We start from the raw sequence: 13,831 nt of genomic DNA, 5'->3' as shown, positions 1-13,831 counted from the left end.
AGCGCCGACGAACAGGTAATCCACGTGCGCAAATTTGCTCGCGATGGACCTGGCAGTCGCTTGATAGTGAGCGAGGGGGTTGGTCGGATTCTTGTACTGGTTGAGCCAGATGTAGTCGGCGTTATCAGCGACCAGTTGCTCGATCAGACGAATCCGCGAATTCAGGTAACCGCCGTTCTCGTCACGCTGATCGACCATGAGCAATTGCGCGCCAAGGGCGTGAATCAGCTTGCGGTTCGGCGCGGAAATATTCGGGTCGATTACGCAAACGAACTGGTAACCCTTGGCGGCGCAAACCATGGCCAGCGCAACGCCCAGATTCCCCGACGAGGATTCGATAAGGCGGGTCTTGTGGTTGATCAGTCCGCGGACTTCAAGATCAGTGATCAGCGCGTGCGCGGTCTTCAGCTTGATGGAGCCGGCAGGATTCAGTCCTTCGATTTTCAGCTGGATCGTTGCGCTGCAAAGATCGCCGATCTGGACATAACTGTTTTCATTGATGAGTTGCTTGATCATACGTCGTCCGTTTCGCTCTTTTGCCGGGCGCACGGGGGGCGCCAGCATTCATCCTGGAATGTTTGAAAAGCACTAACTGCAGTTCGCCTGTGGGTTGGGTTCAGATTTTTTTGCTGGACAGGAAGTGACCTTGCGGGCGACGCCGATCGATTCAAAAAATCAGGTTTTGCGCTCTGAGGGCTACAGGAGTCCAGAGTGTTGCGGGGCGCAAAGTAGAGCCAGTCATTGGCTCGCCAAGGCTTGCGTGAAGTATTGGCGAAACGCCATCTGCGCGGAGAGATACAGATTTCCGGTTTTTTCCAGTACAGCTGGAATGCAGGGGTGTATCGAAGGGGGAAGAGGGGAGGTGGATCAAATCGCAGGCATTAAAAAACCCTGAATCTTGCGATTCAGGGTTTTCGGTATTTGGTGCCCAGAGACGGAATCGAACCGCCGACACGGGGATTTTCAATCCCCTGCTCTACCGACTGAGCTATCTGGGCAACGGGGCGCATTAAAAGGGTTTTTCGGATTTACGTCAACGACTTTTTGAAAATTTCTTAAATTAATTCCGTCGCTTACGAAATATACCGGTTATTCGGCTGGCGGCACGTAGCCTTCGGCCTTGGCGTATTCCTCGCCGGAGAAGTACTTGTCCATTTCGCCCTGCAGGTATTTGCGATCTTCGGCGTTCATCATGTTCAGGCGCTTTTCGTTGATCAGCAGGGTCTGGTGTTTCTGCCAGTCGGCCCAGGCCTTGGCCGAGACGTGGTCGAAAATGTCCTGGCCCTTGGCACCCGGGAATGGCGCGCGTTCCAGCGCGGGCAGTTCTTCTTTGTACTTGCGGCACATTACGGTGCGGGTCATGGCGATTCTCCTGCATTCAAGACGGCGGCCGCGCGTTCGAGCAAGGTCTTGACCGGGGCAGCAAGGCCCAGGCGCGGCGGGGTGGCGAGGTTATACCAGAGCCAGTCGGCCTCGGCCACGTGATGGCTGGCTTCCTGCACCTGAACCAGCCACGGTTCGATGGACAACTGGAAATGGCTGAAGGTGTGAATCAGGGTCGGCAGCGCCTGCTGCTGGCCCATGGTCAGCGAGTGCTGATCGGCCAGATGTTGCAGATCTTCCAGATCATCCAGCTCCGGCAGGCTCCACAAACCGCCCCACAGTCCCGTCGACGGGCGGCGATAAAGCAGAATCGCACCTTCGCCGTTGGCCAGCATTGGCATCAGCGTGCGTTTCTGCGGGATGGCCTTGCGCGGCTTGGGAATCGGATAACGGGTTTCCAGGCCAAGCATGTGCGCTTCACAGCCACGCTTGAGCGGGCACAACAGGCAGCTCGGCTTGCTGCGCGTGCAGAGTGTCGCGCCAAGATCCATCATCGCCTGGGTGTAGGCGTTGACCCGATCGTGCGGGGTGAAGCGCTCGGCGTTGGCCCAGAGTTGTTTGGCCACCTTCGGTTCGCCGGGGTAGCCCTCTTGCGCAGTGAAGCGCGCCAGCACGCGTTTGACGTTGCCGTCGAGGATCGGCGCGCGCAGGCCCATGCTGATGCTGGCGATCGCCCCGGCGGTGGACAGGCCGATGCCTGGCAGCTCGGTGAGTTTTTCCACGTCACGCGGGAATTCGCCAGCGTACTGGTTGACGACGATCTTCGCGGTCTTCTGCAGATTGCGTGCGCGAGTGTAGTAACCCAACCCGGTCCACAGGTGCAGCACCTCGTCTTCCGGCGCTGCGGCCAGCGCTTCGACTGTTGGCAGCGCCGCCATGAAACGCTCGAAATAGTTGAGCACGGTGCTGACCTGAGTCTGCTGCAACATGATTTCGGACACCCAGACCCGATATGGATTGATGTCTTGCTGCCACGGCAAATCGTGGCGGCCATGGCGGTCGAACCACTCCAGCACCGCCGTGGAAAATTGCTCCGCTGTCATCGCTTGAACAGCCCCTTCAACGCGTCTTTCAATTCCGGGCTGACTTTGTCGCCCAGTTTTTCGTCGATTTTCTCGCTGAGCTTGTTGCCAGCCATCTTGCTGGCGACCTGACCGAGACGGTCATTGTCGACACGGCAGGCCTTGGCGCCCAGTTCCAGCGGGCCACGGCAGCGCAGTGGCCACTCGATGCCGACGAACTTCTCGCCGACCTGACAGGCCGGGTCGGGCATGGCGCTGGTATCGCCCTCGACGATGATGCCGACGCGGTAATCCATGCCGAGCACGCGCAGGTCGATGTCGCCGTCACCGTTGACGGTCATGCCGGGGATGCGCACTTTCAGGTCGGGGTTATTGGCGACGCCGTTGCGCACGGTCAAGTTGCCCTTGAGCTCTTCGAACGGTGTGTCCTTGCCCCGTGGCTCGCCGCTTAGGGATTTGCGATTGAGGGTGGCGATGCCTTTGCACAATTGCTGTTCAAGGTTGGCGTTGAGCAGCACGCCGTTGTTGATGACGAAACTGGCGTTGCCGTTCAGCGTATCGATCAACGCCTGTTGGCTGTTGCCGCTGCCGGTGAGGCTGCTGGTCAGCGTTACCAGACCTTTGACCGGCGGATTCTTGCCTTGGCTTTCAATGATTTTTTCCGCCGGCACGCGGTTGAGCCGGGTCTGCAGGTTCACCACCGGCGCGCTTGGGCGCACGTCGAGTGTGCCGTTGGCGACGAAGCCGCCGTTGTACAGATCACCGCTCAGGTTAGTCAGCGTCAGCAGGCCGCCCTGGCCGGTGGCTTTGAGCGCGGCGTTCTGGATCGGTAGCTTGTCGAGGGTCAGTTGGCCGAAAGTCAGATCGGCATCGACGTCGAGTTTGGCCAGGCGTTCGACCGGTAGCAGGCGCTCGGTGCTCCAGGCGGTTTTGCTCGGTTTGTCCGGCAGCGGCGTGGTGCCTGCGACGGCGCCGGCCTCGGTGCTGGCGACTTCGGCCTGACGGGTTTGCGTGGCGCTGTTGGCCTGGGCCGATTTCGGTGGCAGGTAACGGTCGACGTTGAACGTGTCGGCCTTGAGAATCGCGCGCAACGACTGTTTGGCGAAGTCCTCGATGGCGATGCGGCCGCTGAAGCTGCTGTCATCGAGTTTCAGGTTGATGTTGTCGAACGACAGGCTGGTCGGAGTGGCAGCAACGCGGCTGACCAGTTCGACCTTGCTCAGGCTGCCTTCGCCCATCGCCGGCAGTGTCTGGCCGATGCTGTCGACGAATTTCGCCAGATCGAACTGGGCAATGGAAATGCCGCCGCTGATCTGTGGCGTCTTGTCGAGGTCGTTGGCTTTCAGCTCGCCCAGGGCGCGCAACTGGTTGGCGGAAATCTTGATGCCGGTCCATTCGGCGACATTCGCTGCCTTGTCCAGCAGCAACTGACCTTGAGCGGAGAAGGTCATGGTCTTGCCTTGCAGCGGATCGCCAGCGAGTTCGCCGGTCAGCTTCAGGTCTTCGAACTTGTAACGCTGCAAGGCGCGCTCGAAGCGCAGCTCGCCGTTGAGCTCGGTGCGCACGCGCAGTACCGGTTGGTTGGTGCCAAGGAACGCGGTGGCTTTCACCGGGATATTGGTCGAATCGTGTACCGGGCCGGTGCTCAACTGAATGCTTTCGGCACTGAACTGCTTGCCGGTCAGCTCATCGGTGTATTCAACGCGGGCGTTGTTGACGGTCAGGCTGTCGATGTCGAGGCGGATCGGTTGCGCCGGTTTTTCCACGGCGACGGTCGGCTCGCTGGCGGTCGCGCCCGCTGTGGCGGGTGGCGTCGAGCCTGGCGCCACAGGCACCTTGCCGATGTCTTCCCAGTTGCCGTGGCCGTTCTTGTCACGGTTCAGGCGCAAGTTGAGGCCTTCGACGCGCACGTCACTCATCTGCACTTCGCGGCGCAACAGCGGCAGCACGCGCACGGACAGGCCGAGCATCTGCAAGTCGGCAAACGGTTCGGCAGGTTTGGCCAGGGTGGCGACGCTGGCTTCGTGCAATTCCAGGCCGAGCCACGGGAACAGGCTCCAGCCGATATCGCCATTGAGCGTCAGCTCGATGTGGGCCTTGTCGCGGGCAATCTGGCGGATCTCGTCTTTATAGTCGTTGGGATCGAAGAGGTGGGTCAGGGCAAAGCCTGCCGCCACAATGATCAGCAACAGCCCGAGAAGTACCAGACCCAGGATTTTGCCGAACGCTTTCATGGGCGAGTCCTTGTAGTTAGTCGAATTGGTCATATGGCCGGGGAGTATAGCGCTGCCGGCACCCGGTTCGGTGTGGCGTCATCTGCCGAGGGTCGGCGGTGGCACCTGCAACTTCGCCACAGGGCCTGCGCTTGAGGATGCCCGGCGGGCGCCAGAGGGCGCAATCCGGCCCCCGCTTGCGACGCCATTTTTTGCGCTTGGTTCACCCGTCGTGCAGTCACGCCCAGGCGACGGGTAACTTTTCACACGCATAAATGGGACAAGTAGCAAACGGCGTGGTGCCTTTGCAGACGCGGGGTTGGCGGCTTCCCGAGTCGTACGAGAACAGATGACTTGAAAAAAGGTGATATCAGTTTGGTTTTTCTGTCACCTGAGAATGGTAACCTTCGCCAGTTCGTCCGCCCGTCTGCGACTTAACGTCGCGCCTTCAAGGAGCTTCACCTGAAAAAACGGTCATGCCTGCGTGCATAAGGCCGAGGGTGAGCAGTGGCTGGCGAACCATACTAACAATTGGGGGATACACAATGAGCACGAGCATCACGGCGGACGGCCTCAAAGCCGACCAGCCTGCGTTCCTGTCCAAGGAACGCATCATCGCCAAGCCCGGTTTCAACCGCTGGCTGGTTCCACCGGCCGCTTTGGCCATTCACCTGTGCATCGGCATGGCCTACGGCTTCTCGGTGTTCTGGTTGCCGCTGTCCAAGGCACTCGGCGTTACCGCGCCGGTGGCTTGCGCGCCGGACATGAGCTTCATCGCACAGGTATTTTCGTCGAACTGCGACTGGCCGATCTCCATGCTCGGCTGGATCTACACGCTGTTCTTCATCTTCCTCGGCTGCTCGGCAGCGATCTGGGGTGGCTGGCTGGAACACGCCGGGCCTCGTAAAGCGGGCGTGGTCTCGGCCTTGTGCTGGTGCGGCGGTCTGCTGATTTCCGCGCTGGGTATCTATACCCACCAGATCTGGCTGATGTGGATCGGCTCCGGCGTGATCGGCGGTATCGGTCTGGGCCTGGGCTATATCTCGCCGGTGTCGACCCTGATCAAGTGGTTCCCGGACAAGCGCGGCATGGCAACCGGCATGGCGATCATGGGCTTCGGTGGCGGCGCGATGGTCGGCGCTCCATTGGCGACTGCGCTGATGAGCCACTTCGCTTCGCCAGAAGGCGTGGGCGTGTGGCAGAGCTTCGTGGCCATGGCGGCCATTTACTTCGTGTTCATGATCGGTGGCGCACTGTCCTACCGCGTGCCGCCAACCGGCTGGAAACCTGAAGGCTGGACCGCTCCGGCGAAGAAAGCTTCCAACGCCATGATCACCAACCGTCACGTCCACGTGAACGTAGCGTGGAAAACCCCGCAATTCCGTCTGGTCTGGCTGGTGCTGTGCCTGAACGTGTCGGCGGGTATCGGTATCCTCGGCATGGCTTCGCCACTGTTGCAGGAAGTGTTCGGCGGCAAACTGCTGGGCGTCGATGTGCCGTTCGGTCAACTCGACGCTGGCCAACTGGCCTCGATCGCGGCGATCGCAGCGGGCTTCACTGGTCTGCTGAGCCTGTTCAACATCGGTGGCCGCTTCTTCTGGGCCTCGTTCTCGGACTACCTGGGGCGCAAGAACACATACTTCGTGTTCTTCGCGCTGGGTTTTGCCCTGTACGCGCTGATTCCGAACATGGGCCATCTGGGCAACGTTGCGCTGTTCGTGGCGGCGTTCTGCATCATCCTGTCGATGTACGGCGGTGGTTTTGCCACCGTTCCGGCGTATCTGGCCGACCTGTTCGGTACACAGATGGTCGGTGCGATCCACGGTCGGCTGCTGACTGCCTGGGCCGCTGCCGGGGTGCTCGGTCCGGTGCTGGTGAACTACCTGCGTGAGTATCAGTTGAGCATCGGCGTGGAACGCGCTGCCGCTTACGACATCACTTTGTACATCCTCGCCGGCCTGCTGGTGCTGGGCTTCCTGTGCAACCTGATGGTGCGCCCGGTGGCCGACAAGTACTTCATGACCGACGCCGAACTGGCCGCCGAACAGGCGCTGGGCCACGACAAGGGTGCCGATGCCAGCACCGTTCTGGAGTGGAAAGCGGCGCCGGGCACCAAGCCTCTGGCGATCGCGGCATGGCTGGTGGTGGGTATTCCGTTGGCGTGGGGTGTGTGGGTGACCCTGCAGAAGACGGCGGTACTGTTTCACTAAGGTCATTTACCTTTGATCGTTCCCACGCTCTGCGTGGGAATGCCTCCCGTGACGCTCTGCGTCACATTTGAAGCGGACGCGGAGCGTCCGGGGCTGCACTCCCACGCAGAGCGTGGGAGCGATCATCATCCCTTCTCGCTTGTATGGACATGTCTACCCGCGACAGCCGGGCGTTCTATCCGTCAGCCATCTCACCTCTCGTGTTTCTGTTTGCTTCCTGCGTGCCTATAATGGCTGCCTTTTTCGCCCAATGATTTTGCGGAGCTGGTGATGGCCGAACGTAAGGCGTCTGTCGAGCGCGACACTCTGGAAACCCAGATCAAAGCCTCGATCAACCTTGATGGCACCGGAAAGGCCCGATTCGATATCGGTGTACCTTTTCTTGAGCACATGCTGGATCAGATCGCCCGTCACGGGTTGATCGACCTGGATATCGAATGCAAGGGCGATCTGCATATCGACGACCACCATACGGTGGAAGACGTCGGTATCACCCTCGGCCAGGCGTTTGCCAAAGCCATCGGCGACAAGAAAGGCATCCGTCGCTACGGCCATGCCTACGTGCCGCTCGATGAAGCGCTGTCGCGCGTGGTGATCGATTTCTCCGGTCGCCCGGGCTTGCAGATGCACGTGCCGTACACCCGCGCTACCGTCGGCGGTTTCGACGTTGACCTGTTCCAGGAGTTTTTCCAGGGCTTCGTCAACCACGCGCTGGTCAGCGTGCACATCGACAACCTGCGCGGCACCAACACCCACCACCAGATCGAAACCGTGTTCAAGGCTTTCGGCCGCGCGCTGCGCATGGCCGTCGAGCTGGACGAGCGCATGGCCGGGCAAATGCCGTCGACCAAAGGCGTTCTGTAATGCAGACGGTTGCAGTTATCGACTACGGCATGGGCAATCTGCACTCGGTGGCCAAGGCTCTTGAGCACGTCGGCGCTGGCAAGGTGCTGATTACCAGCGATGCGAACGTGATTCGCGAAGCCGACCGCGTGGTATTCCCGGGCGTTGGCGCGATTCGCGATTGCATGGCGGAGATCCGTCGCCTCGGCTTCGATTCGCTGGTCCGTGAGGTCAGCCAGGATCGGCCGTTCCTCGGCATCTGTGTCGGCATGCAAGCCCTGCTCGATACCAGCGAAGAGAACGCCGGCGTCGACTGCATCGGCCTGTTTCCGGGCGCGGTGAAATTCTTCGGCAAGGATCTGCACGAAGACGGCGAGCACCTGAAGGTCCCGCACATGGGCTGGAACGAGGTGAAGCAGAACATCAGTCACCCGTTGTGGCATGACATCCCGGATCTGGCGCGTTTCTACTTCGTGCACAGCTACTACATCGCCGCCGCCAATGCGCGGCAGGTGGTAGGCAGCGGTCATTACGGTGTCGATTTCGCCGCAGCGCTGGCCGACGGTTCGCGTTTCGCCGTGCAGTTCCACCCGGAGAAAAGCCATACCCACGGCCTGCAACTGCTGCAGAACTTCGCTGCGTGGGACGGTCGCTGGTAGATGGCTGTCAAGAAATCCAAACCGCCGATTCTGACCCTCACTCCCGAGCAGGAGAGCGAGGCCAGTCGCAAGATTCAGCGGTTCATGGAAGATCGTTTCGAATTGGACCTGGGTTCGTTCGAGGCGGCGGAAATTCTTGAGCTGTTTACCCGCGAGATTGCTCCGCACTATTACAACAGGGCGATTTTCGATGTGCAGACCCACCTCAAGGAACGGTTTGAAAGCATCGAAAGCGACCTGTGGGCGCTCGAGAAAAACTGATTCCCGAGCCAAGCTGAACATTCCAATTTTAAGGTTTGCCAGATGCTGATTATTCCCGCTATCGATCTCAAAGACGGTGCCTGCGTACGTCTGCGCCAGGGCCGCATGGAAGATTCCACGGTGTTCTCCGATGACCCGGTGAGCATGGCTGCCAAGTGGGTGGAGGGCGGTTGCCGCCGTCTGCATCTGGTCGACCTGAACGGCGCGTTCGAAGGTCAGCCGGTCAACGGCGAAGTGGTTACCGCAATCGCCAAGCGTTACCCGACCCTGCCGATCCAGATTGGCGGCGGTATCCGTTCGCTGGAAACCATCGAGCATTACGTCAAGGCTGGCGTGAGCTACGTGATCATCGGCACCAAAGCCGTGAAAGATCCGGCGTTCGTCGCTGAAGCCTGCCGCGCCTTCCCGGGCAAGATCATCGTGGGTCTGGACGCCAAGGACGGCTTCGTCGCCACCGACGGCTGGGCTGAGATCAGCACTGTGCAGGTCATTGACCTGGCCAAGCAGTTTGAAGCCGACGGCGTGTCCTCTATCGTTTATACCGACATCGCCAAAGACGGCATGATGCAGGGCTGCAACGTACCGTTCACCGCTGCGCTGGCTGCGGCAACGAAGATCCCGGTGATCGCTTCCGGTGGCATCCATAACCTGGGTGACATCAAGTCGCTGCTCGACGCCAAGGCACCGGGCATCATCGGCGCGATTACCGGCCGGGCGATCTACGAAGGCACTCTCGATGTCGCCGAAGCGCAAGCTTTCTGCGATTCGTACCAAGGCTGAGGACTGACCATGGCGTTAGCCAAACGCATCATCCCTTGCCTGGACGTGGACAACGGCCGGGTCGTCAAAGGTGTGAAGTTCGAGAACATCCGCGACGCCGGTGACCCGGTGGAAATCGCCCGTCGCTACGACGAGCAGGGCGCCGACGAGATTACCTTTCTCGACATCACCGCCAGCGTCGATGGTCGTGACACTACGCTGCATACCGTCGAGCGCATGGCCAGCCAGGTGTTCATTCCGCTGACCGTCGGCGGCGGCGTGCGTACCGTGCAGGATATCCGCAACCTGCTCAATGCAGGCGCGGACAAAGTGTCGATCAACACCGCCGCCGTGTTCAATCCGGAGTTCGTTGGCGAAGCCGCGCAGCATTTCGGCTCGCAGTGCATCGTCGTCGCCATCGACGCCAAGAAAGTCTCCGGCCCCGGCGAAACCCCGCGCTGGGAAATCTTCACCCACGGCGGGCGCAAGCCGACCGGCCTCGACGCGGTCGAGTGGGCGAAGAAAATGGAAGGCCTCGGTGCCGGCGAGATCCTGCTGACGAGCATGGATCAGGACGGCATGAAAAACGGCTTCGACCTCGGCGTGACCCGCGCCATCAGCGACGCGCTGGGCATTCCGGTGATCGCTTCCGGCGGCGTCGGCAATTTGCAGCATCTGGCCGACGGCATTCTCGAAGGCCATGCCAGTGCGGTGCTGGCGGCAAGTATTTTCCACTTCGGCGAATACACCGTGCAGGAAGCCAAGGCCTACATGTCGCATCGCGGCATCGTCATGCGCTAAAGCGTACAGGCCAGTGGACAGCATGGCGCGCCCAAGGCACTCTTGGGCACGCCATGGATTCCGGTAGCCCGACATGATCAAACGCCTGCTTGTTGTTCTCGCCAGCGCCTCGTTGTTGTTCATCAGCAATGCCCGGGCCGAAACCAGTCCCGACACCGATCTGGTGCTGCTCACTGAGAACTTCCCGCCGTACAACATGGCGAAGAACGGCAAGAATTTCGCCCAGGGCGACAACATCAACGGTATTGCCACGGACATCGTTCGTGAGATGTTCCAGCGCGCCGGCCTCACTTACAGCCTGACCCTGCGTTTCCCCTGGGAACGTGTCTACAAGCTCGCCCTGGAAAATCCCGGTTACGGGGCCTTCGTCATGGCGCGCCTGCCCGATCGCGAAAGACTGTTCAAATGGGTCGGCCCGATCGGCCCGGATGACTGGATCCTGCTGGCCAAGGCTGACAGCAAGATCACCCTCGACACCCTTAACGACGCGCGCAAATACAAGATCGGCGCCTACAAGGGTGATGCGATTGCCGAGACACTCACCAAGCAAGGCCTCAAACCGGTGGTGGTGCTGCGCGATCAGGACAACGCTAGAAAGCTGCTCAATGGCCAGATCGATCTGTGGGCCACGGGTGATCCTGCCGGCCGTTATCTGGCACGGCAGGATGGCGTGACCGGTCTGAAGACCGTGCTGCGCTTCAACAGCGCCGAGTTGTACCTGGCGCTGAACAAGGATGTTTCCGATGACGTCGTCGCCAGGTTGCAGACCGCGCTGGATCAGTTGCGCAAGGAAGGCGTGGTCGATGAAATCATGGCGCGCTATCTGTGACCACATCCAGATCAGGCGATGGCAGCGCTTCTACGTTGGTGCTGTCGATGCCTGTCTCAGCGGGGATATCCGACGTCAGCGATGGGCACGAACTGACTGACTCGATGGATTGCGGCGGGTATTGCGTCAGCAGAACGCTGGAGTCGTCGGTATAGCCGAAATCGACCGCCACTTGAGTACCGTCTTCCCTCACCAGTTCGTAATGGCTTTGCATCTGATAGACCGCTACGGCTGATTGTTTTGGCACCATGGCAATCACGATCTGCGGTCGCAGCTCGTGCCAGCCGTTGGAAGACGCTTCAGTGTGGGTCAGGGCCTTCGGCAGGCAAGCCGAGAATCTGGTCGTGCGGATGTCGCTCAGAGGCGCGGATGGCCAGGCTTTTACAATTTCCATCGCGGTGAAGCTATGGAACATCCGCATCGTCACGGCGCTCTGCGCGCGCGGCGCAGTCCATTTTCTCGCGCGGTATGTGTCTGCCTCATTGCGCTCATAACCGATGAGCACGTATTGGTCGGTCCTCTTGAGTGCGTAGTAAGGTGAGTTGCGAAACTGCTCACCGGGATGCGCATGGTCTCGCACCGCGAACCAAGGCAGGCGGGCAACATGTGTGACTGTGGCGGGTTCGCTTTCGGCTGGCTTGGCATAGCCACCGAGAACCGGAACCTGCGGTGGTTCGCTCAGTTGCACAGGGATCTGCATGCGCAACGCGTACGCCGATGAAGGTGCCGCAGGCTTGCTGTAGCCCTGAATGCCGGCGAATGTGCCCGCTGCAAACAGGATTTCGCCTGCTGCCGCAGTCGGCGGTTCGATGGCGTAGGCGCTGAAACTCATTTTGGCGCCGCTACCTTTGTCATTCCAGATCAACTCGCCGAGGTTCGCCGCGACGACGAGGTCGACCCTGACGCAACGCACTGAGTTGAGCGAAGGTTTGCAATGATCGGTGGTGCAGACTTGCCCCAAGGCGACGTAACCGACAGGTGCCAAAGGGCGCCAGATCGACAGGCGCGCAACAACGGGCGCCCCGGTTTCTTTCCAGACCAGTTCAAAATCGACCGGACGCGCCAGTGCCTTGCCTCTGGCGTTTTCGACTCCTTTCAAATCCCTCTCGCAGACCACGGCCGCGACTACTTCGCCGTTGATATTGGCATCGCCGGGGATCAGCATATCGCCCAGCGGGAAATAGCCCGGCAGTGCATCCGGAGCGGGGGCAGGGCGCCAGAAGGTGGCGGGTTTCGCTTTCGAGCCGTTGCTGCTCCAGACCCGATTGAATTCCGTGGTGAAGTTGATCAGCAGGCTGTCCTGGATGATCGGTTCCATTTGCCGTGGCAGCGCTGCGATATTGTCTTCGATAGTCATGATGATTCCTGATAGTTGAAAGCGACGCGAGGGCGTCGCGACCTGTTGCAGGTCGCACTATCGGAAACGGGGACGGTTATCGGGTGGTAACTATGTATGTGCCAGCGTCACAGGGTTTTACCGGTAAACGCCATCCTTGCCATGCCCAGCCATGGCCCGGTTGCTGCGCACGCTGATCATCTGCCGGATATCGATCCAGTCGATGCCTTGCGCTTTGAGCTTGGGTAATTCGCGCTCTAAAACCGCCAGGGTCTGCGGATACGGATGGCCGATCAACACCGCTGAGCCCTGTTTGTGCGCCAGGGTGATCGCGGTCTGCAACTGATTGGCAATGGCCGCTTCGGTGCGCTCATCATCGAGAAACACGTCTCTGGAAACGCTGGCCAGATCGATTTTCTGCGCCTGCTGCGCAGCGACCGTTTGAGCGCTGGTGCGGCTGTCGACGAAGAACTTGTGCCGACGCTGCAATTCGCCCATCAACCATGCCATCGCCGCAGGCTGCGCGGTCATGCGGCTGCCCATGTGATTGTTGATGCCGGCGGTGAACGGGACTTTTTCAAACGCGGCATTCAGGCGTTTCTGCAGCTCTTCGATGGGCAGTTTGGGGTGCCAGGCGTACGGCCCGGTGGCCGGATCCATGGGCATGTGCAGGATGACGATTTTGCCGGCGCGATGGGCTTCGCGGGCAAATTCGCTGGCGTGGGGGGTGTCGGGCATGATCGCCGCCGTGACCGGGCCGGGCAGGGCGAGCACGCGACGATCCCGGGGCAGGTTCTGCCCCAGGTCATCGATGATCAATGTCAGGTAGGCCTTGTGCGGGGAAGAGATGGCGGACTCTGCTTGGGCAAAGCCCGCCAGACAGCACAACAGGACGCAGAGTGCGCGGAGCAACATCCTCAGCGGCCGGAGGTGATGCTCAGGCCTTTGAGCAGGCTCAGGGCCTGGGCCAGCTGGTAATCGTCATCCTGCGGCATCGCTTTGGCCTTGCCGCCGGAACCGCTCGGTTTGTCGGCGCCGCCGTTGCCGTTGCCCAAGTGACCTTGCAGATCGGCTTCCTTGAAGTATTCGCTGTCGGCTTCGTTGGTGATCTTCGCGCGGCGCACTTCGATGTCCGGCACGATGCCCTGAGCCTGGATCGAGCGGCCGTTCGGCGTGAAGTACAGCGCGGTGGTGATCTTCAGCGCGCGGTCGTTGTTCAGCGGCAGCACGGTCTGCACCGAGCCCTTGCCGAAACTGGTGGTGCCCATGACCACGGCACGTTTCTGGTCCTGCAGGGCGCCGGCGACGATTTCCGAAGCCGAGGCACTGCCGCCGTTGATCAGCACGACCATCGGCACCGCTTCGCTTTCGTCCTTGCCGGTGGCGGAGAAGCGCAATTCGGAGTTGGCGATGCGGCCCTTGGTGTAGACGATCAGGCCTTTGGTGATGAAGTGGTCGACCACTTCCACTGCCGATTGCAGTACGCCGCCCGGGTTGTTGCGCAGGTCGAGAATG

14 protein-coding genes, 1 tRNA gene and 1 pseudogene are annotated in these 13,831 nt (G+C 60.5%); 7 read left to right on the top strand and 9 right to left on the bottom strand.

The features are described from left to right. From OQK_RS09285 to OQK_RS31130, 6 genes and pseudogenes are all read right to left on the bottom strand, one after another. Positions 1-516: pyridoxal-phosphate dependent enzyme (locus tag OQK_RS09285; RefSeq protein WP_038860799.1), on the bottom strand; the 516-nt coding region annotated here is incomplete at its 3' end. A gap of 406 nt (positions 517-922) precedes the next feature. After that, positions 923-998: transfer RNA gene (locus OQK_RS09280), tRNA-Phe, on the bottom strand. 91 nt (positions 999-1,089) lie between these two features. Beyond that, positions 1,090-1,362 carry an oxidative damage protection protein gene (locus OQK_RS09275; RefSeq protein ID WP_016772129.1) on the bottom strand — a complete coding sequence of 91 codons (273 nt, stop codon included), beginning with the start codon at positions 1,360-1,362 and terminating at the stop codon, positions 1,090-1,092. Continuing rightward, positions 1,359-2,426: an A/G-specific adenine glycosylase gene (gene mutY / locus OQK_RS09270; RefSeq protein ID WP_016772128.1), complete on the bottom strand. Its 1,068-nt coding sequence runs from the start codon at positions 2,424-2,426 to the stop codon at positions 1,359-1,361. The genes OQK_RS09275 and mutY overlap by 4 nt, the downstream gene beginning before the upstream one ends. Further along, positions 2,423-4,639, bottom strand: a complete 2,217-nt coding sequence (locus OQK_RS09265; protein WP_016772127.1) for an AsmA family protein — start codon at positions 4,637-4,639, stop codon at positions 2,423-2,425. The genes mutY and OQK_RS09265 overlap by 4 nt, the downstream gene beginning before the upstream one ends. Before the next feature lie 78 nt (positions 4,640-4,717). Then, positions 4,718-4,932 (bottom strand): annotated as a pseudogene (locus OQK_RS31130) (aspartate 1-decarboxylase autocleavage activator PanM); the annotation flags it as partial. Between the two features lie 231 nt (positions 4,933-5,163). On the opposite strand from OQK_RS31130, the gene OQK_RS09260 reads away from it, so the two are divergent. The 7 genes from OQK_RS09260 (at position 5,164) to OQK_RS09230 (ending at position 10,980) form a co-directional block, all read left to right on the top strand. After that, positions 5,164-6,828, top strand: coding sequence for an OFA family MFS transporter (locus tag OQK_RS09260; protein ID WP_016772126.1), 1,665 nt, complete (start codon positions 5,164-5,166; stop codon positions 6,826-6,828). A 270-nt stretch (positions 6,829-7,098) separates the two neighbouring features. Beyond that, complete coding sequence (gene hisB, locus OQK_RS09255) at positions 7,099-7,692, top strand: imidazoleglycerol-phosphate dehydratase HisB (RefSeq protein WP_016772125.1); 594 nt, start codon at positions 7,099-7,101, stop codon at positions 7,690-7,692. Further along, positions 7,692-8,330 (top strand): imidazole glycerol phosphate synthase subunit HisH, encoded by a 639-nt coding sequence (hisH, locus tag OQK_RS09250; protein WP_016772124.1) that lies wholly within the window; start codon positions 7,692-7,694, stop codon positions 8,328-8,330. The genes hisB and hisH overlap by 1 nt, the downstream gene beginning before the upstream one ends. Continuing rightward, positions 8,331-8,591, top strand: coding sequence for a DUF2164 domain-containing protein (locus OQK_RS09245; RefSeq protein ID WP_016772123.1), 261 nt, complete (start codon positions 8,331-8,333; stop codon positions 8,589-8,591). Positions 8,592-8,633: 42 nt separating this feature from the next. Further along, on the top strand, positions 8,634-9,371 hold the full coding sequence (gene hisA / locus OQK_RS09240; protein WP_003220753.1) for a 1-(5-phosphoribosyl)-5-[(5-phosphoribosylamino)methylideneamino]imidazole-4-carboxamide isomerase: 738 nt from the start codon (positions 8,634-8,636) through the stop codon (positions 9,369-9,371). A 9-nt stretch (positions 9,372-9,380) separates the two neighbouring features. Continuing rightward, a complete protein-coding gene (gene hisF, locus OQK_RS09235) occupies positions 9,381-10,151 on the top strand; it encodes an imidazole glycerol phosphate synthase subunit HisF (protein ID WP_016772122.1) in 771 nt (256 codons plus the stop codon). 73 nt (positions 10,152-10,224) lie between these two features. Then, entirely contained in the window at positions 10,225-10,980 is a 756-nt protein-coding gene (locus tag OQK_RS09230; protein WP_016772121.1) for a substrate-binding periplasmic protein, read from the top strand. Here the strand turns inward: OQK_RS09230 and OQK_RS09225 are convergent. The 3 genes from OQK_RS09225 to OQK_RS09215 form a co-directional block, all read right to left on the bottom strand. Further along, positions 10,961-12,337 (bottom strand): Vps62-related protein, encoded by a 1,377-nt coding sequence (locus OQK_RS09225; RefSeq protein WP_016772120.1) that lies wholly within the window; start codon positions 12,335-12,337, stop codon positions 10,961-10,963. The genes OQK_RS09230 and OQK_RS09225 overlap by 20 nt on opposite strands. A 117-nt stretch (positions 12,338-12,454) precedes the next feature. Then, positions 12,455-13,231, bottom strand: coding sequence for a divergent polysaccharide deacetylase family protein (locus OQK_RS09220; RefSeq protein ID WP_016772119.1), 777 nt, complete (start codon positions 13,229-13,231; stop codon positions 12,455-12,457). A gap of 2 nt (positions 13,232-13,233) precedes the next feature. Then, a partial coding sequence (locus OQK_RS09215; RefSeq protein ID WP_038860797.1) for a S41 family peptidase occupies positions 13,234-13,831 on the bottom strand: 598 nt, incomplete at its 5' end.

The organism is Pseudomonas sp. R62, from assembly GCF_000257605.1.
In the GTDB taxonomy this organism is placed as follows: Bacteria; Pseudomonadota; Gammaproteobacteria; order Pseudomonadales; family Pseudomonadaceae; genus Aquipseudomonas; species Aquipseudomonas atacamensis.
The sequence above is the reverse complement of the archived record's forward strand: the minus strand, read 5'-3'. Positions and strand labels throughout refer to the sequence as shown.